The following is a 26051-nucleotide window of genomic DNA, read 5'->3' as shown; positions in this document are numbered from 1 at the left end:
GCAGATCGAGGTTGAAATTTCCGCGCGGCTCTCTGCTTACGCAGGCATGATGCCGCGCGGGTGATCCTACACACTGATTTTGAAAGCGCTACCAAACATGATGACCGATAGTGGGGTGAATCGTTTCTCATCTTTGCGACGTTGTCCAGTTGGAAACGTAGATCTCTGAATATTATATCGTTTTTGATTCCTGGGGTGGAATACCAATGTCAAAAGTCCCGGCCAAGCGGTGGCAGTACATCATTCCGGTGGCTGCCATCATGTACATGCTTGCCTACATGGATCGGATCAACGTGTCGATGATTTTGCCCTATGTCGGTGGAAACTTCCACCTGACTAGCGCTGCAACCGGTTTTGCTTCAGGCATATTTTTCTTTGGATATATGGTTTTGCAGATCCCGGGTGGGTATTTAGCAAGTAGGTGGAGTGCGAAACGAGTGGTATTTATCCTGATGATGCTGTGGGGCATCTCTGCGATGGCAACAGCACTCGTTCAAAGCACGACGGAACTGTACGTCATGCGTTTCGTCCTCGGTATCTTTGAGGGTGGCGTTTGGCCGGCTGTACTCGTCCTACTGGCATCGTGGTTTCCGCAGAATGAAAGGGCCCGTGCGAACGCTCTGTGGATGGCCTGTCTCCCGGTTTCGTCCATTATTATGACTCCTATCACTGGTTGGCTCTTAACTGTTGCGAGTTGGCGAGACGTGTTCTTTATCGAGGGTTTACCGCCCATTATATGGGGCATTGTTTGGTGGTTTGCTTTGTCGGATCGCCCCAGCGAAGCCCGCTGGATTTCGGACCAAGAGCGCAGCTTCATTCAAACCGTGCTGGCCTCGGAGAATAACAAAAAGCCGGCTAATGGCGGCTTCAAGCAAGCCCTCGGCAACAAAACAGTGTGGATCTTAATCGCCGTCTACTTGTGCTGGATTACTGGTTTCTATGGTTTTAGCCTATGGGTTCCATCTGTCATCAAAGAGTTTAAAGGCGTCACGAATTCCGGTATGGTTGGTATTCTCTCCGCGATCCCGTTCATCTTCGCCTTCATCGCCATGATCCTCAACTCCGCCTGGTCAGATAAACGCGGCAAACGACAATCTCACATTGCCGTGCCGGTGATCATCGCTGCGCTGAGCCTCATTTTAGGACAATTGGTTGCACACGATCCGACTACGAAGATGATCTTCCTCGTCATTACCGCCATGGCCGTGTACAGTCCTTACGGACCTTTTTGGGCTATTCCGAGTTCTCTGCTCCGTATCGAGATCGTGGGGGCTTCGATGGGTCTCATCAACGCCATTGGCAATCTAGGTGGATTCCTTGGCCCTTATATGGTGGGCTACGTCAAACAGCTCACTGGAAGTGGGTTTGCTGGATTCTTCCTCTTGGCCGTGTTCCTCCTCATCACCGTGATTTTCGTGGCATTGCTGCGGACCGACAAGCGGGCGCAGTCAGCGATAGACGAGACCCAAATCGCTGGGTGATGTGAGCGTGTCACTATATTGACAGGTTTCTGTAGCGGTGTAGTCTCGAGGAAACCATAGAAAACCATGACCAACCATTGTGAGAAACCCAGCGCCTTATGGCGGCTGGGTTTTCATTTATCATAATGTGCTAGGCATAAACGTCATAGGTAGAATTCAAATAATTAAATAAGTATTCATTCAATTCAGCATAGACCCTCTCTAAGTTGTCAATAACGTAGATAGATCTACCATTTCTTTTCCATGGAAACCAAAACATACAGTCTATCTTTTATGAAGAAGACTCTCCTATCCTATTAATTGAGGAGGTTCAAGAGGTCATGGATATTCGGTATACTGGGGAAATAGATTCGGTAGTTTTGCAGAGGATGAGTGCCATGAACCGACATCAACTTCGTGAATTATGGATTAAACCAGTTCCTGAGGTCAAATATCTAAATGCCGAAAATGTGGGTCGATACCGCCTGATTATGCGGTTCTTTTACGAAAATCATAGCAAATTGAAATATTGGTTGAAGCCAGAGGATGTGTTCTCGGGCATTTCGGCGTGGAATTTAATCGATGACTATACGCTTGAACAGTGCCAGCGAGATCTAGATGTGTTAACCGAATGGAGAAATTTAACTAGCAGTCACGATGGCGGACGGGCGAATTCCATTGAGGAATACTTACGCAAACGGTATCGCTATCAGATGACACCGTACGCGATTGAGATTGAGCGAATGCTTGAGAGTCTAGAGAACGTACAGGGGTATGGGGGTTCTCTGGAGCCGACACTGTTGGAGCGGATCGTCGGATACGTGCGGTCCATCGTTGAACGGACGGGGCTGTTTGCACCGGGGAAGCCTCACAATTATGGCGTGATTTGCAAACTTCGTTTCGCGTACTTCACGAGAATGCCTCTGATTATCTAGCTAGCCTACAGACTACCCGTGCGGAAGAATTGATGTTGACGGAACAATTTCTTGTCTTTAAGGATACATTGACGAATTATCTGCAAAATTTCATGATCGGACTTCAAAAGTATGGGACACAAGTCGAAGGACTGATTCACGGTGGAGACTCTGACGTGTGGCGGGCATTTCTATCTGCTGTGGTAGAGGATGAAATGCGAACTCCGAGCCTGGATGAGGTGTTGTCGGCCGAGGAACGTCTAGAGCGGCGGATGGAGGAATGGACCATCTTCACGAGGTGGTTTATCGGCAGTGAAACAGAAGCAAGTGACGTCGTGTTTCTCGAACGGGCGACGAAGGATACGATTGGCCGAATGGTTAGGTATGCCATCGCAATTCAGGAGAAGCAGAGACTCGGTATCAGTCGTCGGCGAGAGCTCGATTATCTCGGACAGTGGTTTCTGGGACTTGAATCGGTGGAAGAAGCCCACAAACTGGGGGCGGCTGTGTACGGCTTGATGAAGCCGCGTCATTTTCAAGGTGAACCGCCGAGATCGTCAGATTCAACTGATTTGTCGATGTGGGACGAGGAACCCATCACACGTGCATTGAGCTCACGCAGTCGAGTTCGCCGCCGGGCTGGAACGACGGAGCCTGTGAAGGTGCGCGATGGCGAACAGGCCGAGGCGAAACAGGTGTTATTGGCACAGTTGGAACGCGAGGCGGCGGTCGTGCGGTGGTTCCTGGAACTTGGGGCCTTTCACTTGTCTGATCTCGACGTTTTAACCGTCGAGCAACGGCGAGTGCTTCTCTCATGGATCAGCCGTTGTTTGGTGAGTAAGTCCAAACAAATTCGAACGGCGGATGGCTATCATATCGAATTGAGTCTGCCGCAGTCGGATGATCGAACGGAACTGAGTTTTTCAGATGGACAGTTGGACATGCCCAATTTCCACTTGTCAGTGCGGGAGGCGAGCAGAACATGAACGGACGGAGCCGCAGACGGGGCTCATCGAGCGCAGAGGTTCAATCTGATTTGCAGGCAGTGGCGATGGCGTTGCTCAGTCGACCGTGGATTACGAAACAGGACCACCCGGACGAGTTTCTCCTTATCAAGGACCACTACGGGTACTTGCGCGATTGGTTTCACGATCACGCTGGGTATTCGTTGTTGGTGACGAGAGCGTTCGCGAAGCTCGAAAAGGTGCCTGCTGTATATCGGAGCTGGATGGGCATTGACGGCTTTCACCAGCCGCGTGATTACGCGCTATTCACATATGGACTGTGGTATTTGGAAGCCAAGTCGGATACTGACCAGTTTTTATTGACGGAAATGGTCGAGGCGATTCGCAATCATTTGTTGGGCTCGCACTTCGATGTCGATTGGACATTGTACGATCACCGATTGTCGATGGTGCGTGCGCTTAAAAAATTGCGAGCGTTAGGCGTGCTCACTTCCATTGAGGGCGAGGAAACGGGATGGGCTCGTGATGGCGCGAGCGCTAACGTGCTCTATGAGGCTTCGCCGTTGGCCCGATACCTACTTCGGAGATTTCCGAAAGAGCTGATGGCGTACAGCGAGATCGAAGCGTTGTATGAAGTTGAGCAGACGACGACCGTACCGGTGGGCGATGAACTTCTTCACAACGCGGATGTCCGATCCCGCCGTCAAAAAGTGTTCCGCCGCTTGTTGATGGAGCCTATCGTCTACGATTGGGAATGGACGGACGATGAACGGCGATATGTTCAGACTAAGCGTCCGTGGATCATCTCTCAAATGGGCGAGATGGTTGGGCTCCAGGGTCGGCGTTTTCGTGAAGGACTCTACTTCCATTGGCCCGAACTGATGGCAGAAGTGGACTTGTTTCCAACACAATCAGCGGCATCAGATGTCACAATGCTGCTCGCAGCGCAGTTGCGTGAAGCGGCAGCTCAATATCCGGACCGATATCCGTGCGATGAGAATGGCTGTTTTCGCCTGACGCGCAGCGAATTCGAGGGCCTCTTACTGGCTGTCCGCGACAAGAGTGAAGCTTATTGGACCAAGGAGCATCGAGATAAGTCGACCACGCTTTTGGCGGAGGATATTCTAGCGCACATGGTGGAGTGGAACTTGGCGGCGCCCGATGACTTAGGCGGGATTTTGCTGTTGCCGGGGCTATCGAGATTTTGTGGCGAATATGCGGCGGTGATCGATTAAATGCGTAAATGCGGGAGGGCAACCCTATGGCACACGAACGATGGCAGATGAACCGCGCTGGTTTGTTGAACTTTTGGTTTTATACGGACGAAGTGTTTCAACTTTCAGACGGTCGAATGATTTTCCGCGGTGCGAATGGTGCGGGTAAGTCGGTCACGATGCAGAGTTTTCTCCCACTTGTCCTCGACGGCGACAAGCGGCCCGTTCGGCTCGATCCGTTTGGTTCCAAAGACCGAAAAATCGAATATTACCTTTTAGGTGACACCGATAGCGGCATCTCGGATAGGACCGGCTACGTCTATTTGGAGTTCATCAAGCCGGAATCGGAAAAGACGGTGACGGTTGGCATTGGTATGAGGGCGCGGCGTGGGGCGGCGCAGGTCGGCTTCTGGGGTTTCAGTCTCACCGACGGTCGCCGGATAGGGCGTGACTTCTTCCTTTACGACGTGGACGTGTTCGAACGGGAAGGGGAGAAAATTCCGCTCGATCACGCTGGGCTCGAAGCCGCGATTGGCGGCGGTGGGAAAGTCGTCAAAGAGCAACGCGAATATCAGCAGATGGTCAACCAGGTGCTCTTCGGTTTCAAGGATGAGCAGGCGTACAAAGATTTGCTTAACCTGCTGATTCAATTGAGATCGCCAAAATTGTCGAAAGAGTTTCGTCCGACCACGATTTATTCCATCTTGAATAGTTCGTTGCCTCCGCTCGGGGATGACGATCTGCTCCCGCTGTCGCAGGTCTTGCAGGACATGGATGAAATCAGCGATAGACTGGATGAACTGGTTCTGCATCAGGATGCTGCGAAACGACTCGCTGACGTTTATGGACGGTACAACCAGATATGGCTGTTTGATACGGCAAAGCGGACGGTTGACGCGACCAAAGACTCTGATGTGGCGTTTCAGGCGGTGGAGGAGAGTGCAGCACTTCTGAAGGCGGCAGAAGCGCAACGACACGAGACGGAAGTCGCACTTGAGAAAGCCACTCAGGAACTCGACAAAACAGAAACAGAACTCGAACTATTCAACCGCTCGGAAGCGATGGATCTCCAAGTCGAGCTTGAGGGCACACAAAATCGGATGAAGGATACCGAGACTGAATTGGAGTCGACGCAAGGCCGGATTACGACGAATCGCGACAGCGTAAAGCAGAAACACGTTCGCATGGATACTGCGTTGCGGAAGTTGGACGAGGAAGAACACGTACAGCGTAATCAGCTTGCGGAAATGGCAGACATAGCGACGCAAATTGAGTTCGCGGTCCACGACGCCTACGCGATACCGGCTGGCAGATCCGCAGAAGAGCTGGATCATACAACGTGGAAACGCTGGTTGGTGGACGTGGACAGTTATCGAAACGAGCTCGAACATGCGGTGAATCTTTGCCAACAAGAGCGCGTACAGGCGGCGAAGCTAAAGGAAGCTGACCGCCAGATGAGCGAGGCAAGGGAGCGCCGCGACGCATCTGAACGTGCGGTTCAAACGCGGGAAAAGGAATTGGCAGAGGCGATTGGCGCGCAGGAAGACGCTGCCTACGCATGGTTTAAGGGATTGAAAGAGCTGCCGTTGTCCGAGGAGGCTTGGCGATCACTCCTCTACGGACTCCGACAGTACGGCGAGATTTCTTACGACCAGATTCTCGTTCCTGTGAAGGAAGCTTTTGATACGGGCCGCAGCCAGGCGACCGAACAGCGGTTGCAGTTGGAACACGAGAGATCGTTGATGGTCGGGCAGCGCACGCAATTGGAACTGGAGCTAGAAGAATGGCGCACCGTCAAAGAAGCGGAGCCGCCAAGGACGGGTGCAAGAGCAGATACGCGCAACCGGCGGATGGGATTGGAAATGGACGATCACACCCTAGGTGCACCTCTATATAAGGCGTGTGAATTCCGCGATGAAGTGGACGAGCCCACTCGCGCCGCGTTGGAGACAGCTTTGTTTCAGAGTGGGTTGCTAGACGCATGGGTGTCACCTGAACCGCCCGCGATTGCGGAGGGCGATGAAGACGGTTGGATCCGCCCGAATCCGGCCGTGTTCGGCTACACCCTTGCGGACTACCTGAAGCCCACTCCTCCAGAAGAGAGCGGGCTGACACTTTTATTGGTCGAAGATGTGCTTCGCACTATTCTGATCACGGATCCAGCTGAGGTTCGTGACGCCAACGCGGCTGCGGTGACGACCTCCGGACAATACGTGCTAGGGCCGTTAATGGGACAAGGTGCGAGTAAACCGAGTGCCGAGTGGATTGGCTATGAAGCACGAAAACGTTCGCGACAGGCAGCTATGGAACGGTTAAAAGCGGATATTGCCGCCTTCACCGATGGAATCGTCGAACTGGATGGGCAGATTTCCGAGGTCTCGCGGCGAATTCAGCAAATGCAGGTGGAGTTTGCGGACTTTCCTCAAGAGGACCAACTGAGAACGTGCTATGAGGCGGTCGAGCGAGCGAAGCGTGATTTTGCTCACGCGAGGGAAGTTGAGGAGAGACAGACTGAGGCGTTTCGATCTCAACAATCCATCTGGCAAAAGGCGACAGAAGCGCTGGTTTCCTTCACGAGCCGCTGGAGAGTATTGAGGTCCGAAGAGGATTTTCAGCAGGCGCTGGTACAGTTACGCAACTATGAACGCACGTGTCAAGCCTGCCAGACGAGTGTTCAATTGTCTGTGCACATGCGGTCGGAAATTTCCTTTCTGAGAGACGAGATCGATCTATTGGAGCGGCGGATCGACGACGACTTGCGCAGCGAGACGGATTTACGTCGACGTCAGTCGGGGCTGCAAAGTAAGATGGCCTCGCTTCGAGAAAGAATGAAGTCGCTCGGTGTTCTTGATGTGTACGAGCAGCAAAAGCAATTGAAGGACAGGCTGGAAACATTGCGTGCCGAGGTTGCAAAGTTACAGGATAGGAAGGTGGACTGCGTCAAAGCGCAGGTTAGGGCCGAGGAGCGTTTGCAGACAAGGCGCGAAGCGTTTGATCGGATCGAGACCCTTCTCGACAACTGCATCGAACGGTTCCGACAAGAATGGAAACTCGGCTTAACTGACCACGACAGGGAGACTACGGGTGAAACGACTTCGGCCCTCGGACGGCAGGAAGCCATTCAAATGGCACGCCAAGTATTTCGAGCATTGCGCAGCGTATGTGAGTCTCGCAATATCCAGCAGGTCACCAATCAGTTGCAGGAAACGTTCGCGATCGAGAAAAATACGCTCCTCGACTACTCGCTCGAGTCGCGGTTCGACGAGTCGTTGGAACGGATGTTTGTCGTGTCCGCTCGGGATAGGAGCAAGCCGTGGACGCCATATCGGGTTCATCTGGAACTTACCCGGATGGTGGAAGAACAGCGCGTGTTGATTAGCGAGAAGGACCGCGAGTTGTACGAACAGATCCTAATCCACAGCGTCGGTCGTGCAATACGGGATAAAATCAATCGGGCAGAGCGCTGGGTCAAAGAGATGAATCAGTTTATGTCGCTCCGAAATACGTCGAGTGGAATGGTGCTTGCGTTGGACTGGAAGCCCCGACCCGCGCGCGGGGAGCGGGAACTGGACACGGAGCGTCTCGTCCATTTGCTGCGAAAGAGTCCCAGCACCTTGTTGGAAGAAGAAATGGAAGACATGATTGAACATTTCCGATCACGCATTCGCGTCGCGAAGGAGGCCTCCGAATCTGGCGACACGCTTCGCAGTTTGATTCGGGAGTTGCTCGACTATCGTACGTGGTTCTCGTTCACCCTGTATTTTCGCAAGGGCATGCAATCGCGCCGCGAGCTGACTGACTCACAATTCAACGTGCTCAGTGGTGGTGAAAAAGCCATGGCGATGTACATTCCTTTGTTCGCCGCGACGGACTCGAGATTTAAGGACTCTCACCCAGATGCACCTCGTCTCATTTCACTCGACGAGGCGTTCGCGGGTGTCGATGAAGAAAACATGCGCGACATGTTCGAACTGTTGACTGACATGAAGTTTGATTACATGATGACCAGTCAACAACTGTGGGGTTGCTACGACACTGTGCCGGCACTCTCGATTTATGAAGTCTTTCGACCCAATGACGTTGATTTTGTGACGGTCATCCCGTACTACTGGAACGGTCACACGAGGCGTATGATCGACGGAGATGATTGGCCTGCGTTCCATGAGGCTGCGATAACAGACGGTCCGAGCGGATTGGATGAGTCTCTAGACGGTGATGACTGATGTGTACTGAGGAGTTGTTGAGGTATCTTGGCCAAACCGGATTAAAGCGATTATGGGATGCGGTTAGGGATAAATATGAGCGATATGGGCGCGTTGGTGGAACGGTGAAACTCGACGATGTCTCGACAGACGAGGTTGAGGCGTTGTCGGGTCTTTTGGCCATCAATCTCTACGGTCAGACCCGTTTCGCTGTGCAACTAACCAAGATTGACGCTGCACTCCAGGCGAGCAAATTCGACGTAACCCTGGAGGAAGCATTAGGTTATCTGTTTCCCGACATGACAACGCGCGAACAACGAGTGGTCGAATCCGAAGCCAATTGGTCCGCATTTTGTATGTGGGCGAGACACGACGTCGGCCTTCCATCGATTCTCGATTGGATCGACCGACTAAGCCAACGTGATGCGCCGGGGTATCGAACCTATCTCGATTGCTATCAGGAGTACGTGCAGACTGGTCAGTGCGATGCTTGGAGCAACGCTGTACAAGCTCTGGAACTCTCGCTTTCATCAAATCTCGTGTGGAGACTTCCGGTATTTGCGGCCCATGTGACTGGCAATCCACACGGACTAGATAGAGATACGCTGGCCGGCAAGGTGTTTTATTGGGGATTGGTCGCTTTAATAGGTGATGAAGCAGGGATGGAGACGTTGACGTCTATGCAGGCGCTCGAGTCAGTCGACGACCTGTACGGAGCTGACTCGCCTTCCGAATATACGCGAATGGTGTACTCGAAGGCCGGAATTGTCTTGGATGACGTTAGTTCCATTGTTTGGGTCGGGAATTGGGAAGGTTTTTACGACGCGCCCGTTGCTATTCCATTAATCACACTAGAGAGTCGTATTACCGAACTACCGGCAGTGGAAGCGGTTTACGTGGTCGAGAATCCGTCTGTTTTTGCCGAGTTAACTGAACAGATCCCAACTGGCATCCCCGTGGTCTGCACAAGTGGGCAGCCGTCGGTCGCGGCGCTTCGCCTGTTGGACATGGCTGTTGCGTCTGGTGCAACTCTTTATTACAACGGGGACTTCGACGTCAAAGGATTGCAGATGACAATATTTTTGCGCCAACGATATGGACACAGTCTGGAACCGTGGCACATGGATACATGTACATATCGATCCGCGAGTAACGCAAAACAACCGGGTCTGTCCGAGCGGGAAGTGCAAGCGCTGAAGAATCTCAAAGTGGATTGGGACGACATGCTGATTGAAACGATGGCGAGCGTGCGGAGAAAGGTATTTCAGGAGCAGTTTATTCCGGTGTTGGTGAGTGATTTTGTAGGTGGTTTAGTCTAGCAATTCCAGCAAACGTAACAGATCGGTGTCGTTCATATGTCCAATATAGGTTATAAATGCTTTTACATCGATCTGGATTACTCTATTGGACTTGACCCAGGAAGGCTTGCGAAGCCCCGCCTCTCGCCAGTGACGTATCTCGACCTTAAAGTTGTCATGATATTTTGGAGGGTCTTGAGGCGCCTTGCTTGTGATAGGGTGAACAAAGGCCACAACAGGTTTTTCGTTATCATCAATGTACAAAATTACAACAGGCCTGATTTTCGCTTGTTGGGGGTCTTCTTCGAACTCCACTCGAATGGAATAGATATCGCCAACTTTATATTTGCTCATGGATCAGTCTTCATCATCCTCAAACCATTCGACATGTTCAGGGTCATCTTTATGCAACAAAACAGAACCGTCGTCATTCGTCTTGAGCACTTCAGCCCGTGCTTTTAATTTCCCTACATCCAATTCTGCATATTTCTTGTTGAGCACAGAAGACATTCGTTTATCGCCCTTCTTCGATTGCACACATGTCACCACCTTTATGGTGACATGGTACGCCTATCTAAATACCATTATACAACTAGATTGACTATTGTGACAGAGGAGAGGTAATGCGGTTGGATAGGTCGAATTTGAAGGAAAACTGAGTGTGAAGTAAGCGGAATGGGGGCATATGCAAACGCCCCAGCTGATGGAAACGAGGTGTAGTGATGGCCGTCAAATCCGTAAAGGTCAAGTTGCGTTTGGGGGACATGGCAGAGATTCGGGCGGGGCTTTGGAAACTCCACACGGAGGTCAACGCTGGAGTTCGCTATTATACCGAATGGCTAAGTCTCCTTCGCCAGGAGAGTTTGTACAGGCGAAGCCCAAACGATGATGGAACTCAGGAGTGCTACAAGAAGGCTGAAGATTGCAAATTAGAGCTGCTAGAACGGCTGCGACAGCGTCAATTGGAGAACCGGCATCGTGGAGCGGCGGGATCGAATGAGGAATTGCTGCAGTTGGCGCGACAGCTTTACGAATTGTTGATACCCCAGTCGGTTGGGGGAACAGGTGCTGCTCCGCAATTGGCACGCGAGTTTCTCAGTGGACTTACGGATCCGGACTCCGTCGCCGGACAGGGTAAGGCCAAGTCCGGAAGGAAACCTCACTGGGTCAAGATGCGTAATGAAGGACTCCCTGGCTGGGAGGAAGAGAAGGCCAAGGATGACGCAAGGAGATCGGTGAAGTCCAATGCAAGTGTACTGAATTTATTGAAAAACTTTGGGCTCATCCCATTGATGCAGGTTTACACTGCGTCGGCCATGTCTTCAGTGGAGTGGAAACCACTGCGCAAGGGACAGGCTGTTCGAACGTGGGACAGGGACATGTTCCAGCAGGCCATAGAGCGGATGATGTCGTGGGAATCGTGGAATCAGAGGGTTGGGGAAGAATATGCGAAGTTGGTAGAGCAGCGCGATCGCTTCTGGCAGAAGAACTTTGTGGGACAAGAGCACCTGGTCCATCTCGTCAAGCAGATGGAACAAGAAATGAAGGAAGCTTCCCCAGGTCTTGAGGCGAAGGAACAGACTGCGCATTATATCACCAAGCGGGCGTTGCGTGGGGCGGATCGGGTTTTTGAAAAATGGGCAAATCTTTCAGCTAAATTACCCTTAGAACAGTATGATGCGGTGATTAAGGTTGTACAGAGGGAAAATTCACGCCGCTTTGGCTCGCACGACCTATTTGCAAAACTGGCAGAACCAAAATATCACGCGCTGTGGCGGGACGATCCGTCGTTTGTAACACGCTACGCGGTTTACAACAGTATCCTTCGAAAAGTCGATCATGCCAAACTATACGCGACATTCACACTCCCTAACCCAGTGGCACATCCCATTTGGACGCGGTTCGATAAATTGGGCGGGAACCTGCATCAGTACACGTTCCTCTTCAACGAGTTGGGGCCAGGCAAACACGCGATTCGCTTTCAGAGGATCCTGGTCGTAGAAAACAGCGCCACGAAGGAAGTCGACGACGCGATGGTGCCTGTTGCAATGTCGAAACAATTGAAGAAGTTGCTCCCCAAAGCTGCAGATGGGCCGATTGCACTGTCGCTATGTGACCATGGCGCAACACAGGCTTTTGAAGGCGAATTTGGTGGAGCGAAGATACAGTATCATCGAAATCGATTGGACCGATTGGATGCCCGTATGCGAAAGCATCCAGTGGAGCAAGCGTCTCGAGGCTATCGTCCATCCGATCCGACGTGGGCGTCGGAGGAAGCGGGGATGTCTATCTGAACCTAAGCCTTCGCGTACAAAACAAATCTGATGCTCGCGGTGAGCGGCGCCCGGCGTATGCATCGCTGTTTAAGCTTGTCGGAGATACGAATCGAGCGTACGTCAATTTCGACAGGCTGCAAGACTACATAGAAGAACATCCAGATGAAGGCAAGTTTGGTTCAGAGGGATTACGAGCCGGCCTGCGCGTCATGAGTGTCGATCTCGGCCTGCGCACGTCCGCATCCATCTCCGTGTTTCGCGTGGCAAAGAAAGACGAGTTGCAACCGGACTTAAACGGGAGAGCCCCCACGTTTTACCCGATAAAGGAAGTGGATAACTTGGTCGCCATCCATGAGCGCTCCCAATTGTTGAAGCTGCCGGGGGAAACGGAATCAAAGGAGCTGCGGCAAATTCGCGAGCAACGGTTGACGGCTCTGAACAAATTGCGATCACAGTTGACTTACCTCCGGCAACTTGTCCGGTGCAGCTCAGACGATGAGAGGCGGCGGGAGCGGAGTTGGTCGCGACTGACGGAGAGCTCACTTGATGCAACGGATCGGATGACCGAGGATTGGCGAATCGCGTTCGACGCGGAACTGGAGAAGCTCAAGGAATTGCATGGGACGTGCGGAGACGCAGAATGGATTGCTGCGGTTAACGAGAGTATCAAGGTTTTGTGGCGTCACATGGGGAAGCAGGTTCGGGATTGGCGCAAAGAAGTTCGGAGTGGGGATAAAATCAAGGTCCGCGGCTATGCTCGGGATGTGGTGGGTGGAAACTCAATCGGGCAGATCGACTATTTGGAGCGGCAATATAAGTTTCTCAAGAGCTGGAGTTTCTTTGGGAAAGTGTCCGGGCAAGTCATTCGTGCTGAACGAGGTTCCCGGTTTGCCGTAACATTGCGAGCGCATATCGATCACGCTAAGGAGGACCGTCTCAAGAAGCTCGCTGACAGGATGATCATGGAGGCCCTCGGCTACGTGTACTGTGTCAATGGGCGCGGAAAGGGCGAGTGGGTCGCCAAGTACCCGCCATGCCAATTCATCTTGTTGGAAGAGTTGAGCGAGTACCGCTTCCACAATGATAGACCACCGAGTGAGAACAATCAGTTGATGCAGTGGAGTCATCGCGGGGTATTTGAGGAACTAAAAAACCAGGCTGACATGCACGACGTGTTGGTTGGGACGATGTACTCAGCGTTCTCGTCGCGATTTGATGCTCGAACCGGCGCTCCGGGCGTCCGTTGTCGCAGAGTTCCGGCACGTTGTGTGCGAGGGAACGGTTCGGAGAGTTTACCGTGGTGGCTTAGCAAGTTCGTGGAGGATTATAAGCTCGACCGCTCTCAACTCAGACCGGACGACTTAATTCCCACGCGCGACGGAGAATTCTTCGTTTCTCCATTCAGCGCGGATGAGGGGGACCTTCGTCAGGTTCACGCCGATCTAAACGCGGCGCAGAACTTGCAGCGGCGTCTGTGGTCAAATTTCGATATCAGTGAAATCCGGGTGCGTTGCGATTGGGGAGAGGAGGCCGGGGAGCCCATTCTCATTCCCAGAGTGACAAGCAAACGGGCTGCTGAGTTATACAAGAACAGGATCTTCATGACGAATAACAACGTGACGTTTTATGAGCGGGATCGAGGGAAGAAGCGAGCGAAAATCATTCACAAGGACGACATTTCTGAAGAGGAGATGGAATTGCCGAACGAGGCTGACGAAGCGAGGGAGAAATCAGTTGTATTGCTCCGCGATCCGTCAGGCATCATTAACCACGGGCATTGGACAATTCAGAAGGTGTTTTGGTCCTTGTTGAACAAGCGTATAGAGGGATATTTATTACGCAAGATTCGTCAACGCGGAACAGCCTGTAAAGAGGTGTAGATGAATTCGGGTGGCCGCGTCGTTGTAGAATGGATATGTTTAGAAGTCTCTTATTCAGCCCAGACTAGTGATAGATTTACAGCGCCGAGATACATCAGAACTGTGGCTGGAGTGAGGCGACCATGCAAGCGGTACCAATTCGTATGCTCAATGAACTCTCCTATTGTGAGCGGTTGTATCATCTCATGTACGTCCAGGGGTTATTTGAGAAGTCGGCGGACACCGTGGAAGGAACCGGCCAGCACGAGAGAGCCGAGCGACGGCGACGGCCATCTGACACGGGAAGCGATGTTTGGGATATAGCACCACAGAGCTTGCACTTAGGTGACGAGAGCCTGGGCATTGTGGGGAAGTTGGATGCCATTCGGTATCAGGGCGACGGTCACTGGGAACCGGTCGAAGCAAAGCATTCCAGTGCACCGAGGGGAGACGGCTCATTTCGGCTCGGTAAGTGGGAATTGGATGGCAGTGCGTGGCCGAATGACCAGATTCAGCTATGTGCGCAAGGTCTACTGCTGAGATCAAACGGATTTCCATCAGAGGCTGGACGGTTATACTACAGAGGGAACAAGAAGAACGTGCGGATTGCATTTTCCGACGACTTGGTCGCGGCTACCCGTGCGACGATTCTCAGAGCACACGAGTTGGAACGGGCTTCGATGCCGTCCCCGCTTCAGAATTCAGACAAGTGCTTTCGTTGTTCATTGAACGGCATTTGCTTGCCGGACGAAACCATCCGTTTGACGAACCCAGACGCGACATCGACCCCGATTCGAGATATTGTCCCAAGCCGCGATGACTTAGGTACTGTGTATGTCTCGGAGATTGGTGCCCGGCTTGGTAAACGGGGATACGAACTTACCATCACGTCGAAAGACGGTACTCAAGCTGAAGTCCCACTCAAGGACGTCCGCCACATTTCTGTGTTCGGCAATGTGCAAGTTTCGACGCAGTTGATGAAGATTGCATGGAATCGGGTATAACCATCAGCTACTTAACTTCGGCTGGTCGCCTGGTTGGCATGAACCACAACCTCGTCACCAAAAACGTACTCGTCCGCCGTGAGCAGTTTCGGAGGTTTGGGGACGAGCGGGATCGACTGTCGCTTGCCCGAGCTATCGTGCGGGCGGAAATCCTAAACCAACGCACCCTCCTGCGCCGGAACGCCCATGGGCTCGATAAGTCCACCTTGAAGGATCTACTCGATCACGCCCGCCACGCAGAACAAGCGTCCTCACTCGACTCACTGCTCGGTATTGAAGGGATTGCGGCGAAGCAGTACATGCAAGCGGTTCCCTTGATGCTGAAAGTCGACAATGTCCCGCCAGGCGAGACGTTAATGAATGGCCGCAATCGCAGACCGCCAAAGGATCCGGTTAACGCGCTCTTATCGCTCGCATACTCACTGCTGGAGCGGGATATGTACGCCGCACTTGCCACAGTGGGTCTTGATCCACTTTTGGGCTTTTATCACCGGATTGAAACAGGCCGTCCCTCGCTTGTGTTAGACATGATGGAACCGTTTCGCGCCATCATCGCCGATTCGGTTGTCATAAGAACGTTAAATACTGGCGAGATAGCATGGAATGACTTCTATATCGGAGATGAGTCGTGTTCGTTGAAGTTGTCTGGGCGGAAACGCTTCTTCCAAGCCTTCGAACGACGCATGCACGAGACTGTGACTCATCCCGTTTTCGAGTATAAGTTGAGCTACCGTCGAATGCTCGAACTCGAGGCGAGATTCTTGTCACGATACTTGATGGGCGAATTACTTGAGTATCGGCCGATTGTAACGAGGTGATGGAATGCGTCGTTATGTGCTTGTCAGTTACGACATCAGTGACCCAAAACGATGGCGGAAGGTATATAAGATTGTACGAGGATATGGGACTCACGTTCAGTATTCTGTATTCCTCTGCCAACTGACTGATCAGGATGAGGCAGAACTGAAGCAATTGCTACTCGATGTGATTCATCATTCCATGGATCAGGTCATTTTTGCGAGGCTTGGAACCGTGCAGTCGAATGCGGCGGAGCGGAATATGACATGCATCGGGCGAGACTTTGTGCCGCTCGATTTGAAGGGTTTAGTTTTTTGATTCGGGAAAAGCGTCGACGTGGAGTATAAGGGTATGTAGTAGTGGGCACGGCAAACGGAAATCGAATTGAAATAGAGCCGCGTGTGGGGTGACGGAATATTTCATTAGATTAGTCGGGTACGGATTGATTAGACTACTCACAAGGTATAATGTAATAGTAACAAGCTGTCTAAAGGACAGAAAGAGCCAACGGTTGTGCCAATGCGGAATTTTCAATTCCGAACACCCGTTGGGCTTCTCAAAAAGAACGCTCGCTCAACGTTCTGACCTTTCGAGCGCCTTTCCAGGGCGAAATCCTTGGGAGGCGCTCGAAACGTAGATGGGACAAGGGATTCGACGCGGCTAGCATGGAGGAGAGCATGGATGGAACGAGTAAGTAACGAAGCGAATTTAGTGGCACTCGTTCATGGGTTTAACTTTCCTTGTGGTTCTAGGGCTGCGAGCGCCCGCTGTCGGATCGTTGAGCGAGCGATCTGAGAAGTGGCACAATATATATGCGAAACGCAGCAGAACATCGATTTCGTCGGATCGTTGAGCGAGCGATCTGAGAAGTGGCACAAAAGTAGGGGGTGAATTTTAGTGGCTAATCCCGCTGTCGGATCGTTGAGCGAGCGATCTGAGAAGTGGCACACCAGACACGCGACTATCACAATGGCCTTCACTTGTCGGATCGTTGAGCGAGCGATCTGAGAAGTGGCACTCCTTGAATGTAGAAAGCTCATCTTCGGTCAATTTGTCGGATCGTTGAGCGAGCGGTCTGAGAAGTGGCACGGTTACCTTATCTAGGCGTCGGTGAGGTATTCCACGATACGGTAATGTCGGATCATAATCGAGGGAGAAGAGGAGCAAGTGTTCCTTTTTGTCAATTTTACAGGGTTGCAACGTCCCGTCCCCATCAAAATAGGGCTCCACACTTAGCGTAAGAGCCCTTCACCTTTTTGCAGTTTTACCCCGGATTTAAAGACTCCTCCAGTTCCAGCACAACAGGGCAGTGATCGCTCCCGAATACGTGTGAATCTATCCTCGCGTCGACGATGAATGGACGTAATCTAGATGAAACGAGAAAATAATCGATTCGCCACCCAACGTTTCGATCCCGCACCTTCGGCATATTTGACCACCACGAGTAAGCATCAGTACGGTCAGGGTAGAGGTATCTAAAAGAGTCCGTGAAACCAGAGTTCAGGAGCAGCGTCATCTTCTCCCGTTCTTCCTCTGTAAAACCCGAATTACCGCGATTCCCTTTGAAATTTTTGAGGTCAATCTCCTGGTGGGCGACGTTCAAATCACCGCAGATGATGACGGGCTTATGTGAATCAAGCTGCAATACAAAGTTTCGAAATCGATCTTCCCATTCCAGCCGATATGCAAGTCTTGATAGATCACGTTTTGCATTGGGGGTGTATACGTTCACGAGATAGAAAGAGTCAAACTCGAGTGTAATGATACGTCCCTCGGGCTCTGTTTCATCTTCCAGGCCATAGCGTACTGAAAGCGCACTTGCCTTGGAGAATACGGAAGTTCCGGAATATCCTTTCTTCAGGGCGTAGTTCCAGTACTGCCTATATTCTCCCTCAAGTTCTAGGTTGATTTGCCCTTCCTGAAGTTTCGTCTCCTGAACACAGAATATATCCGCTTGGATATGATCAAAGTACTCGTAAAAGGTACCTTTATTTACACATGACCTCAAGCCATTAACATTCCAGGATACCAGTTTCAGCGTCAAAATCCCCTTATAGAGCTACTTAGATTTTGTCTCAGTTTAGCACAAACCGCCGATGCCCCCACGACTCTTATCCTCTTTCATTCCATGCCCTCCATCCTAAAACAGTGGGGTTCTCGGCTTATACTTCCGTCCAAACCAGCACGTAAAAAAACATCGTGAATCCGTTTACGCAACGTGCTTCTGGTGATATATTCTAGACACAATAGTAAATAAAGTTTACTATACGTAAATATCTTGACTCCTTTAGGAGGTGTATTCCAGGGAACGAACTCGATTAAGTGGCGTCTTTTGGGCGATCAAATCCGCTGCCCAGGTCTGTCAATTTCGTTAGAGAGAATTCACCAGAAGGGACGGAGTCGATTGAAACATGTTGTATTTTTACGAGAAGGCACGAATGAGGTATCGACTGAAGTAATTACGGCCCATAGAGATTATTTAGATAAGCTAAGGACAAAAGGGATTCTTTACGGTTCTGGACCATTTCAGAATATAGTTGGTGGATTATTAATTTACAACGTCGACGATTTAACTGCAGCTGAAGAAATTATTCTGAATGATCCAATAATTAAAAGTGGATGTAGAACATTTGAAGTGTACTCGTGGTCAACAAATGACTGACTTTACCATCTTATCCAGGATAGGTTCGTTTCGGGATGTTGACGTATAGAAGCACAAAGTTTGGCCACGAGTGTCTGCGTCCTGCCACTCGTGGCCCTCTAGCGTCCATTATGTACATAACAACTACAATAATGTCTTTGATAGTGCCAGACACTCTTCTTTCAGTACATCTACAACTTCTGAATCTTCCTCCGTTTGCAGGTACCCAAGAATTCCTACAATCGTGATCGAAGCGACAACGGAATTGTTTCGTCCAAATAGTGGACAGGCAACAGAGGCGATACCTTGCAATAAACTTCCTTCTGTAGTGGCAAACCCTCTTTTACGAATAGACGCCATTTCCTCTTCAAACGCAGCACGTGAAATTCCGTGTTCCTTTAATTCCTTTTGAACCACATGCTCCGTTTCATCCTTGGGTAAGAAGGCTAAAAATACCTTGCCTCCTGCGGTTTTTAAGGCACTGACCTGGCTACCGACACGAATGCCTACGTTAACAGCCCGCAGACTTTCCTCCCAGTGGATGAAATGGGGGCCTTCTTCAGTCCATATGGACAATGCGACTGTCTCATTGAGTCGCTCGCGAAGTCGAGTTAACGTGGGGCCGGCTTGCTGTCTAATATTTAAATTTCCAAGAGCTTTGAGTCCTATGGAATAGAACTCTTCTCCGAGTGTATACAGCAAATTGGCATCTCGTTTTAGGAACCCTGTTCGATATAAGCTTGTCAAGTATCGATGCAGTTTGCTTTTGGGCATGTTGCATCGTTCAGAGATCTCAGTGATGGAGAGCGGTACGTCTGCGGTACTGATTTCCTTCAAAATGCTTAGACCAATTTCTAAGGACTGTATCCCGAGTCCTGTCATCTCGCTCTTCATTGTCTCAAACAGTCCTCCACATTGACATTATCAGTCTGTATTACTAAAGAATACATCAAAAAGTGGGATTAATCATCAGCCGATGATCTTTTGAAAGATCGAGTAAAGCGTTTACAAACAATGTGTCCCCATGTTACCATTTGTTCAACAGTTGTAAACCTTATTTACTATATGTGAACTGGGGTGAAGGAAAATGGGACAGACCAACAGCGTTGCTGTGTTGGTTATTGGCGGAGGCATTGGAGGTCTTGCGGCCGCTCTTGCGATTTCAAGGGCGGGTAAACAAGTTTGTGTCCTTGAACAAGCACCGGAATTCGGGGAAATCGGCGCTGGGCTACAGTTAGGTCCAAATGCCATGGCTGTTCTGGACAAACTTGGGCTATATAATGAAGCTTCAAAATATGCTGTTTTTCCAGAACGACTTGTCATCATGGATGCCATCAAAGGAAGAGAACTATCTGCGCTCGATCTCGGACGGGAGTTCATATCTAGGTACGGATATCCGTATGCTGTTATGCATCGGTCTGACCTTCACACAGTGCTCGCGGAAGCATGTAGACGTGAGGGAAACATGTCGCTTCTTACAAATAAAAAGGTAGTTTCCATTCAGGATCATGGAGCGGAAGTAGAGGTTCTATGTCAAGACGGTTCGGTGTATCTCGCAGAGGCTGTCATAGGAGCAGATGGACTATGGTCCACTGCTAGGAAGCTGCTTGTTGAGGATAAACCTATCGCTGATGGATTTGTTGCTTATCGAGGTGCCGTGCCGCTGTCTGGAATGACCGCTCACGCACGTTTAGAGGATGTCGTAATGTGGATCGGACCAGATATGCACTTTGTACAGTATCCCATCCGCAGTAACGAACTTTACAACCAAGTAGCAGTCTTTAAGAGTAAACGCTATCACGAGGGCGCAGAAGACTGGGGAACGCCGGATGAGCTGGACGCTCACTACGCCATGTGCTGCCCGACGATTCAGAAAGCAATCCAGTATATTCATCGGGACCAACATTGGAAGATGTTCGACAGGGAGCCGATCGATAACTGGACACAAGGGCGGATTACGTTGCTTGGTGACTCGGCCCACCCCATGTACCAGTATATGGCTCAAGGGGCATGTCAGGCCATCGAGGATTCGGACTGCTTAGGCAGGATGTTCAGTCTTCACGGGACCAATATCGACACTGTGTTTGCAGAATATCAAAAGGAGAGGATTCCTCGTACAGCTCGCGTCCAGCGAAGTGTTCGTACATGGGGTGAAATCATCCATGCGTCTAATCCCACCACCGTATTGTTGAGAAACACCATCATGGAGCAACGGGCGTCAACTGATTATAGCGTTGTCGAATGGCTCTACGGGGGGCACAAAGTTAAGGCTGAAAATCAGGCGGTAATTTGACGAATACGAGGAGGTAGTTGCAAATGACAGTTCAAATGACATATGAGGAACAGTTGAACGAATTTTATGGACGTTTAAAGAGCAGAAATCTGGGGCCGCTATGGAACTCTATTGGAAGTATTATGACAACCGAACCAAAGCCGCGGGTCATCCCATACCTTTGGAAATGGGATGAGGTTAAGAAGTTCGTCATGGAGTCTGGGGAACTTGTGACACCGGATCGTGGGGGAGAGCGGCGGGTTTTGTTCTTCAGTAATCCAGGGTCTGCAGATCTAGAACCATGGGGCTGGGGGTCTCTCACACATACGTTATATGCTGGTATTCAATTGTTGCTCCCGGGCGAAAAGGCACCGTCACACCGCCATAATCAAAGTGCAATACGTTTCATTGTTCAAGGTTCCGGTGCCTACACAATCGTTGAGGGCGAACGCGTGTACATGGAAGAGGGTGACTTCCTCATCACACCGGCAGGGCTCTGGCACGATCACGTACATGACGGAGACCAACCGATGCTCTGGTTGGATTGCTTGGACATCCCAATGCTCTATCAATTAGGCGCTATGTTTTTCGAACACTATCCGGAGTTTAACCAGCCTGTGACTCGGCCAGATAATTTCTCGACGCTTCGCTACTCTGCGTCCGGGCTTCGCCCTGTTCAAGACCATGACAACCATTACGCCCCACAAGCGGTGTTCAAATGGAAGCAGACGAAACAGGCCTTAGACAATTTGGCAAAACTCGAAGCTGATCCATTTGACGCCTATGCGGTTGAATATATCAATCCAGCCACCGGGAAAGCAGCAGCGAATACGATTGGTGCGATGATGCAGTATCTGCCCAAGGGACACCACACTTCGGCACATCGTCATGTGCATAGTGCGATCTATCATGTATTTGACGGAGAGGGATATACAGTCATTAATGGCGTGAAGTTCGCTTGGCAAAAGGGAGACACGTTCGTGATTCCCAACTGGGCATGGCATGAACACGTTAACACGGGCAATCAAGATGCGTATTTGTTCTCAACCAACGATCTACCAGTTATGGAGGCGTTACATCTCGATAGAACAGAAGCGCATCCGGACACGCATCAGGCTGTGACAGAGGAATTCAAACTGTAATTAGACATACTAATGCGAATTTGCGTGAAATACTCATGGAGAGGACATGAAAACTATGCGTATTGTTTCGTTTCTCAATAACAACGAAGAACGAATTGGAGTTGAACTTCCAGATGGATTTCTGGACCTGAATCTGGCGTGCCGTAGCATGTTGGCTGCGCAGGGGAACCTGATTCGGAACGACTGGCGAATCTACTTATCCCCACAGATGCCGTCGAGTTTCTCAAAGGAAGTCATCGTACGTTGGAACAGGCCCGGGAAGTTATCCAGTTTGCTCTGGATCGTTCTGTTTCGGAACGAGCAGATTACGTCTATGATCCTGCGTCCGTTCAGAGATTATCTCCTATTCCTCATCCTGGCAAAATTGTGTGCGTAGGTAGAAACTACCACGATCACGTCAGCGAAATGAAACGCGATGTTCCAACTATTCCGGTCGTGTTCGCGAAACTTTCGAACACCGTGTGTGCGGACGGAGACGGGGTTCCGTTTCCACGAGTATCTGAGCAACTCGATTATGAAGCTGAACTAGCCATCGTGATCGGAAAGCAAGGTCGATACATCTCCGAGGACGATGCCATGGATTATGTCGCGGGCTACACTGCCTTGAACGACATTACGGTGCGAGATTGGCAACACCGTACACCACAATGGCTCCAAGGGAAGTCGTTCGATCTCAGTGGGCCGATGGGACCGGTAATGGTGACCGCGGATGAAATCGCGGACCCACATAATCTAGATATTAAGTTGTGGTTGAACAACGAATTGCGCCAACACGACAACACTGGTCGCCTGATTTTCAACATCCCGTTCCTTATCTCATTCGTATCTCAGATCATGACGCTTGAGCCAGGAGATGTTATCGCGACAGGGACGCCGGGGGCGTAGGCGTCGCCATGGAGCCGAAGGGATTTATGAAACTAGGTGATGTTGTGAAGGTAGAAATCGAAGGAATTGGCGCACTTCAGAACCAGATTGTTGCAGCAGAAAACGTGAGGAAAATTGAAGCGTCGGTTCAGCAGTTACACGCTGAACTGGAACGGGCGGCAGTAAAGGTGCGGCCAGAGGCGCTTCACTTTAAGCCTGCGGAGGACGCTTGGTCAGTAGCCCAGATACTGGCTCACGTAGCTGAGTTTCAGAATTTCTTCAGTCAGGATGTTTTGCATGTGAAAGCAAATCCAGGTACGAATTTTGGCCGAACGATGGCGAATGAGGAACGTCTAAATGCGGTTAATTTGACCGGATCCGAGACATTGGCAGCACTGCTAGAAGGTGTAAATCGAGGGAGACAGGCAACATTACACATGCTGTCGAGGTTGACAGACGATGATTTGTTAACTGAAGCCGTAAATCCGAAGTTCGGAACTAAAACGGTTGACTGGGTTATCGAGCACTTTATAACCGAACACTTGGAAAAACATATTGGCCAAGTAGAACGAACGCATCGTGCATATCAAGCACAGCCGCAACACTAACGGTATGAGTTTCGGTAGGTCATAAAATCAAAGACTCAACCGTTGTGCTGCAGTTATCGAGCAGCACAACGGTTCAGTGTAGCAAGAAACATAGAGGTACGCTGAACAGGGAGAGATACCGGAGTCTATGGATGCCGGTTTCGGGAGGTTAATGGCTCATGAATATCGTCAATGTCGATGAAGTTATTCAAAATAGTAGATTCAATCGCTTTCATTTGGTATTTCTGATACTTTGTACATTTATGATCACATGTGACGGGTACGATACTTTTATGTTTGGGACAATTGTTCCGTCACTGATGAAGGACTGGCATATGAGCGCGGTGGTCGCAGGTTCTCTTAACAGTTACGCGCTTGTCGGTATGGGTTTGGGAGCACTTGTATTAAGTCCTGTCGCCGATTAAGTCGGTCGCAAAAATATCATCTTTGTAAGCGCTCTTATTTTTTGCGTGTTCATGGGGCTGACAGCATTGTCCACTAGCCCGGCTATGTTCGCTATCTTTCGCTTTATTACCGGGATTGGGTTAGGTGGCTTAATGCCGAACAACGTAGCTTTGGTTACGGAATATGCCCCGAAGCGGCTGAAAAGTACCTTTGTCGCACTCATGTTTAGTGGCCATCCGCTGGGCGGAGTACTTGCGTCGGTGATCGGGATGAATGTAGTACCGGTTGCTGGGTGGCGTGCAGAATTGTGGGTCGGTGTTATCCCTATCATAGCCGTCCCTATTTTTTATATGTTTGTCCCAGATTCCCCTGGTTTCTATGTATTAAGGGGTCAAAAGCATCGCGTGGCGGCAGTCCTAGCTAGAATTACGGGCACGCAGTATGGTGACCAGAGTGAGTATACGATTACACTAAATCAACACGAGGGTTTCCCGGTAAAAAAACTATTCGAGGGTCACCGAGCGCTCTCCACCATTATGTTCTGGCTTGCCTTCTTCATGTGTTTGTTGACGATGTATGGTTTGACCACGTGGCTACCTAAATTAATGACCAATGCGGGTTTCCCGCTCGGCTCCAGTTTAGGTGCTCTGTTGGCGCTGAACGTTGGTGCGATAGCTGGTGCCATCGTTGGCGGCCAGTTCTCTGACCATTTTGGTGCGAAACGGGTTCTTATCACTTCATTTATAATCGCTGCAGTAGCAATGATGTTGATTGGCACTCGACCTGACATGGTATTCCTCTACATTCTTCTGTTCATTGCAGGGGGAACGACCAGAGGTTCACAAATTGTCGCAAATGCTTACGTCTCGCAATGCTATCCGGAAAACATGCGTTCGACCGGCATCGGTTAGGCACTTGGAATTGGTCGCATTGGTGGCATTTTAGGACCCACCATGGGAGGATTGCTGCTGACGGCCAAGCTGCCGTTGCAAATGAACTTTCTCGCCTTTGCAATACCGAGTGTAATTGCTGCCAGCGCTTTGGTATTCATACAGCAACAGTATGGCTTCGGCATGCCGCGATTAAGAAATGGAAAAGCACTGGAATTGGAAGCCAACTGAATATCTTTAGCCCTCACATCATACTTACCTGGCCTTCATGGGTCTGAAGTGTGGCGTCAATGCCGCCAATTCACGAAATCTATTATTTTTGAAGATAATGTCCTCGGATTTGCACAAACTGATGGGGTTAGGTGTAGGTGGAGATGCCCATCTCACCAAGCCCTATCGTCCCCCGGAGATTCCCCGCGCGGGTTAAGCCACATGTGCGACGAGTGACATTGCTATCTGGCTAATCTAGACAGGACTGGGTTTCGTGATACAATGAGATTGTTGAACAATTCCGTTTAATCACAATGAAATCAATGCGAGGCTAGCATATGAGTACACAAGTAGAAATGGCCTACCGGTACCTTAAGGATAGAATTCTTGACGGAACATACAAACCGGCTCAAAAGTTGACAGAAAGCGATTTGTCTCAGGTCATAGGTGTGAGTAGAAATACGGTGAAGCAGGCGTTGTTAAAGCTTGAACAAGAGAAATTAGTGGAAATTGAATCAAATAAGGGCGCTCGGATTAAATCTCTTACGTTGGATGAAATATTGAATTACTTACAAATACGTGAGGTGCTTGAAGGGCTTGTTGCTAGTAGCGCGGCAGTAAATATTAACGACACACAGATCCGAAAGATGGAGGACCTGCTTGAAAACATGCGTGAGCATGTAGATAGTGACAACTTAGACGAATACTCCGTGAAAAACAGAGAGTTTCACGACGTTATTTATGAAGCTTCTACAAATGTGCAAGCAGTAGATATGATAAAGATCATTAAGAATCAGCTAAATCGTTATCACTTTAGAACCATTTTGGTCCCAGGTCGAACGAAAGAGTCACTTATGGAACATAAACTAATCCTCGATGCGTTGAAAACTCACGATAGTTATGCCGCTCAGCAAGCGATTCAGGTCCATATTTCTCACATTCGTGAAACCATCGATAAGCACTATAACTATCTCATATGAGTTAGGTCAGCAGAGTTTCTGCAGGGCCCTTCATTGTGTGTCTTCCATATTCCACCTTGACACCGCATTC

The 26051-nt window shown here is 50.2% G+C and carries 22 protein-coding genes, 2 pseudogenes and 1 CRISPR repeat array; of the genes and pseudogenes, 20 read left to right on the top strand and 4 right to left on the bottom strand.

Annotated elements, in window-relative coordinates; all coding sequences use genetic code 11:
* Positions 1 to 206 precede the first annotated feature (206 nt).
* The 6 genes from NZD86_RS19295 (at position 207) to NZD86_RS19270 (ending at position 10074) form a co-directional block, all read left to right on the top strand.
* On the top strand, positions 207 to 1481 hold the full coding sequence (locus NZD86_RS19295; RefSeq protein WP_268043684.1) for an MFS transporter: 1275 nt from the start codon (positions 207 to 209) through the stop codon (positions 1479 to 1481).
* Between the two features lie 320 nt (positions 1482 to 1801).
* Complete coding sequence (locus tag NZD86_RS19290) at positions 1802 to 2395, top strand: DUF2397 domain-containing protein (protein WP_268043683.1); 594 nt, start codon at positions 1802 to 1804, stop codon at positions 2393 to 2395.
* Positions 2347 to 3360: a TIGR02677 family protein gene (locus tag NZD86_RS19285; protein WP_268043682.1), complete on the top strand. Its 1014-nt coding sequence runs from the start codon at positions 2347 to 2349 to the stop codon at positions 3358 to 3360. The genes NZD86_RS19290 and NZD86_RS19285 overlap by 49 nt, the downstream gene beginning before the upstream one ends.
* Entirely contained in the window at positions 3357 to 4574 is a 1218-nt protein-coding gene (locus NZD86_RS19280; RefSeq protein ID WP_268043681.1) for a TIGR02678 family protein, read from the top strand. The genes NZD86_RS19285 and NZD86_RS19280 overlap by 4 nt, the downstream gene beginning before the upstream one ends.
* A 26-nt stretch (positions 4575 to 4600) precedes the next feature.
* On the top strand, positions 4601 to 8776 hold the full coding sequence (locus tag NZD86_RS19275) for a TIGR02680 family protein (protein WP_268043680.1): 4176 nt from the start codon (positions 4601 to 4603) through the stop codon (positions 8774 to 8776).
* Positions 8777 to 8793: 17 nt separating this feature from the next.
* Positions 8794 to 10074, top strand: a complete 1281-nt coding sequence (locus tag NZD86_RS19270; protein WP_268043679.1) for a TIGR02679 domain-containing protein — start codon at positions 8794 to 8796, stop codon at positions 10072 to 10074.
* Here NZD86_RS19270 and NZD86_RS19265 read toward each other — a convergent pair.
* The gene (locus NZD86_RS19265) at positions 10066 to 10407 is read right to left on the bottom strand and encodes a type II toxin-antitoxin system PemK/MazF family toxin (protein WP_268043678.1); all 342 of its coding nucleotides are present in this window, start codon (positions 10405 to 10407) and stop codon (positions 10066 to 10068) included. The two genes, NZD86_RS19270 and NZD86_RS19265, sit on opposite strands and share 9 nt — an antisense overlap.
* 3 nt (positions 10408 to 10410) lie before the next feature.
* Positions 10411 to 10590 (bottom strand): hypothetical protein, encoded by a 180-nt coding sequence (locus NZD86_RS19260; protein ID WP_268043677.1) that lies wholly within the window; start codon positions 10588 to 10590, stop codon positions 10411 to 10413.
* A 185-nt stretch (positions 10591 to 10775) separates the two neighbouring features.
* Here NZD86_RS19260 and cas12b (NZD86_RS24540) point away from each other — a divergent pair, with 185 nt between their 5' ends.
* The 4 genes and pseudogenes from cas12b (NZD86_RS24540) to cas2 all read left to right on the top strand — a co-directional run bounded on the left by cas12b (NZD86_RS24540) (position 10776) and on the right by cas2 (position 16308).
* Positions 10776 to 12347, top strand: coding sequence for a type V CRISPR-associated protein Cas12b (gene cas12b / locus NZD86_RS24540; RefSeq protein ID WP_326492602.1), 1572 nt, complete (start codon positions 10776 to 10778; stop codon positions 12345 to 12347).
* Positions 12314 to 14209 (top strand): type V CRISPR-associated protein Cas12b, encoded by a 1896-nt coding sequence (gene cas12b / locus NZD86_RS24535; RefSeq protein WP_326492601.1) that lies wholly within the window; start codon positions 12314 to 12316, stop codon positions 14207 to 14209. The genes cas12b (NZD86_RS24540) and cas12b (NZD86_RS24535) overlap by 34 nt, the downstream gene beginning before the upstream one ends.
* Before the next feature lie 122 nt (positions 14210 to 14331).
* Positions 14332 to 16010: pseudogene (gene cas4g/cas1g / locus NZD86_RS24825) on the top strand (CRISPR-associated endonuclease Cas4g/Cas1g).
* 4 nt (positions 16011 to 16014) lie between these two features.
* The gene (gene cas2 / locus NZD86_RS19240; RefSeq protein WP_268043674.1) at positions 16015 to 16308 is read left to right on the top strand and encodes a CRISPR-associated endonuclease Cas2; all 294 of its coding nucleotides are present in this window, start codon (positions 16015 to 16017) and stop codon (positions 16306 to 16308) included.
* Between the two features lie 450 nt (positions 16309 to 16758).
* Positions 16759 to 17079: direct repeats of the CRISPR family, unit length 37 nt; unit sequence TGTCGGATCGTTGAGCGAGCGATCTGAGAAGTGGCAC.
* A 175-nt stretch (positions 17080 to 17254) separates the two neighbouring features.
* Here cas2 and NZD86_RS19235 read toward each other — a convergent pair.
* The gene (locus NZD86_RS19235) at positions 17255 to 18028 is read right to left on the bottom strand and encodes an exodeoxyribonuclease III (RefSeq protein ID WP_268046951.1); all 774 of its coding nucleotides are present in this window, start codon (positions 18026 to 18028) and stop codon (positions 17255 to 17257) included.
* Positions 18029 to 18394: 366 nt separating this feature from the next.
* Here NZD86_RS19235 and NZD86_RS19230 point away from each other — a divergent pair, with 366 nt between their 5' ends.
* Positions 18395 to 18652 (top strand): YciI family protein, encoded by a 258-nt coding sequence (locus NZD86_RS19230; RefSeq protein ID WP_268043672.1) that lies wholly within the window; start codon positions 18395 to 18397, stop codon positions 18650 to 18652.
* Between the two features lie 123 nt (positions 18653 to 18775).
* Here NZD86_RS19230 and NZD86_RS19225 read toward each other — a convergent pair whose 3' ends face one another.
* Positions 18776 to 19525 (bottom strand): IclR family transcriptional regulator, encoded by a 750-nt coding sequence (locus tag NZD86_RS19225; protein ID WP_268043670.1) that lies wholly within the window; start codon positions 19523 to 19525, stop codon positions 18776 to 18778.
* Positions 19526 to 19718: 193 nt separating this feature from the next.
* On the opposite strand from NZD86_RS19225, the gene NZD86_RS19220 reads away from it, so the two are divergent.
* From NZD86_RS19220 to NZD86_RS19180, 9 genes and pseudogenes are all read left to right on the top strand, one after another.
* Positions 19719 to 20924: an FAD-dependent monooxygenase gene (locus tag NZD86_RS19220; RefSeq protein ID WP_268043669.1), complete on the top strand. Its 1206-nt coding sequence runs from the start codon at positions 19719 to 19721 to the stop codon at positions 20922 to 20924.
* Positions 20925 to 20947: 23 nt separating this feature from the next.
* On the top strand, positions 20948 to 22045 hold the full coding sequence (locus NZD86_RS19215) for a cupin domain-containing protein (protein WP_268043668.1): 1098 nt from the start codon (positions 20948 to 20950) through the stop codon (positions 22043 to 22045).
* 46 nt (positions 22046 to 22091) lie between these two features.
* The gene (locus NZD86_RS19210) at positions 22092 to 22421 is read left to right on the top strand and encodes a hypothetical protein (RefSeq protein ID WP_268043667.1); all 330 of its coding nucleotides are present in this window, start codon (positions 22092 to 22094) and stop codon (positions 22419 to 22421) included.
* 29 nt (positions 22422 to 22450) lie between these two features.
* The gene (locus tag NZD86_RS19205; RefSeq protein WP_268043666.1) at positions 22451 to 22930 is read left to right on the top strand and encodes a fumarylacetoacetate hydrolase family protein; all 480 of its coding nucleotides are present in this window, start codon (positions 22451 to 22453) and stop codon (positions 22928 to 22930) included.
* A 26-nt stretch (positions 22931 to 22956) separates the two neighbouring features.
* On the top strand, positions 22957 to 23517 hold the full coding sequence (locus NZD86_RS19200; RefSeq protein ID WP_268043665.1) for a DinB family protein: 561 nt from the start codon (positions 22957 to 22959) through the stop codon (positions 23515 to 23517).
* A gap of 158 nt (positions 23518 to 23675) precedes the next feature.
* A complete protein-coding gene (locus NZD86_RS19195; protein ID WP_268043664.1) occupies positions 23676 to 23921 on the top strand; it encodes a hypothetical protein in 246 nt (81 codons plus the stop codon).
* 12 nt (positions 23922 to 23933) lie between these two features.
* Positions 23934 to 24812: pseudogene (locus NZD86_RS19190) on the top strand (MFS transporter); the annotation flags it as partial.
* 42 nt (positions 24813 to 24854) lie between these two features.
* The gene (locus NZD86_RS19185) at positions 24855 to 25022 is read left to right on the top strand and encodes a hypothetical protein (RefSeq protein ID WP_268043663.1); all 168 of its coding nucleotides are present in this window, start codon (positions 24855 to 24857) and stop codon (positions 25020 to 25022) included.
* A 317-nt stretch (positions 25023 to 25339) separates the two neighbouring features.
* On the top strand, positions 25340 to 25981 hold the full coding sequence (locus tag NZD86_RS19180) for a GntR family transcriptional regulator (protein ID WP_268043662.1): 642 nt from the start codon (positions 25340 to 25342) through the stop codon (positions 25979 to 25981).
* Positions 25982 to 26051: the final 70 nt, after the last annotated feature.

It is taken from the genome of Alicyclobacillus dauci (assembly GCF_026651605.1).
GTDB classification, from domain to species: domain Bacteria; phylum Bacillota; class Bacilli; order Alicyclobacillales; family Alicyclobacillaceae; genus Alicyclobacillus; species Alicyclobacillus dauci.
The sequence above is the reverse complement of the archived record's forward strand: the minus strand, read 5'-3'. Positions and strand labels throughout refer to the sequence as shown.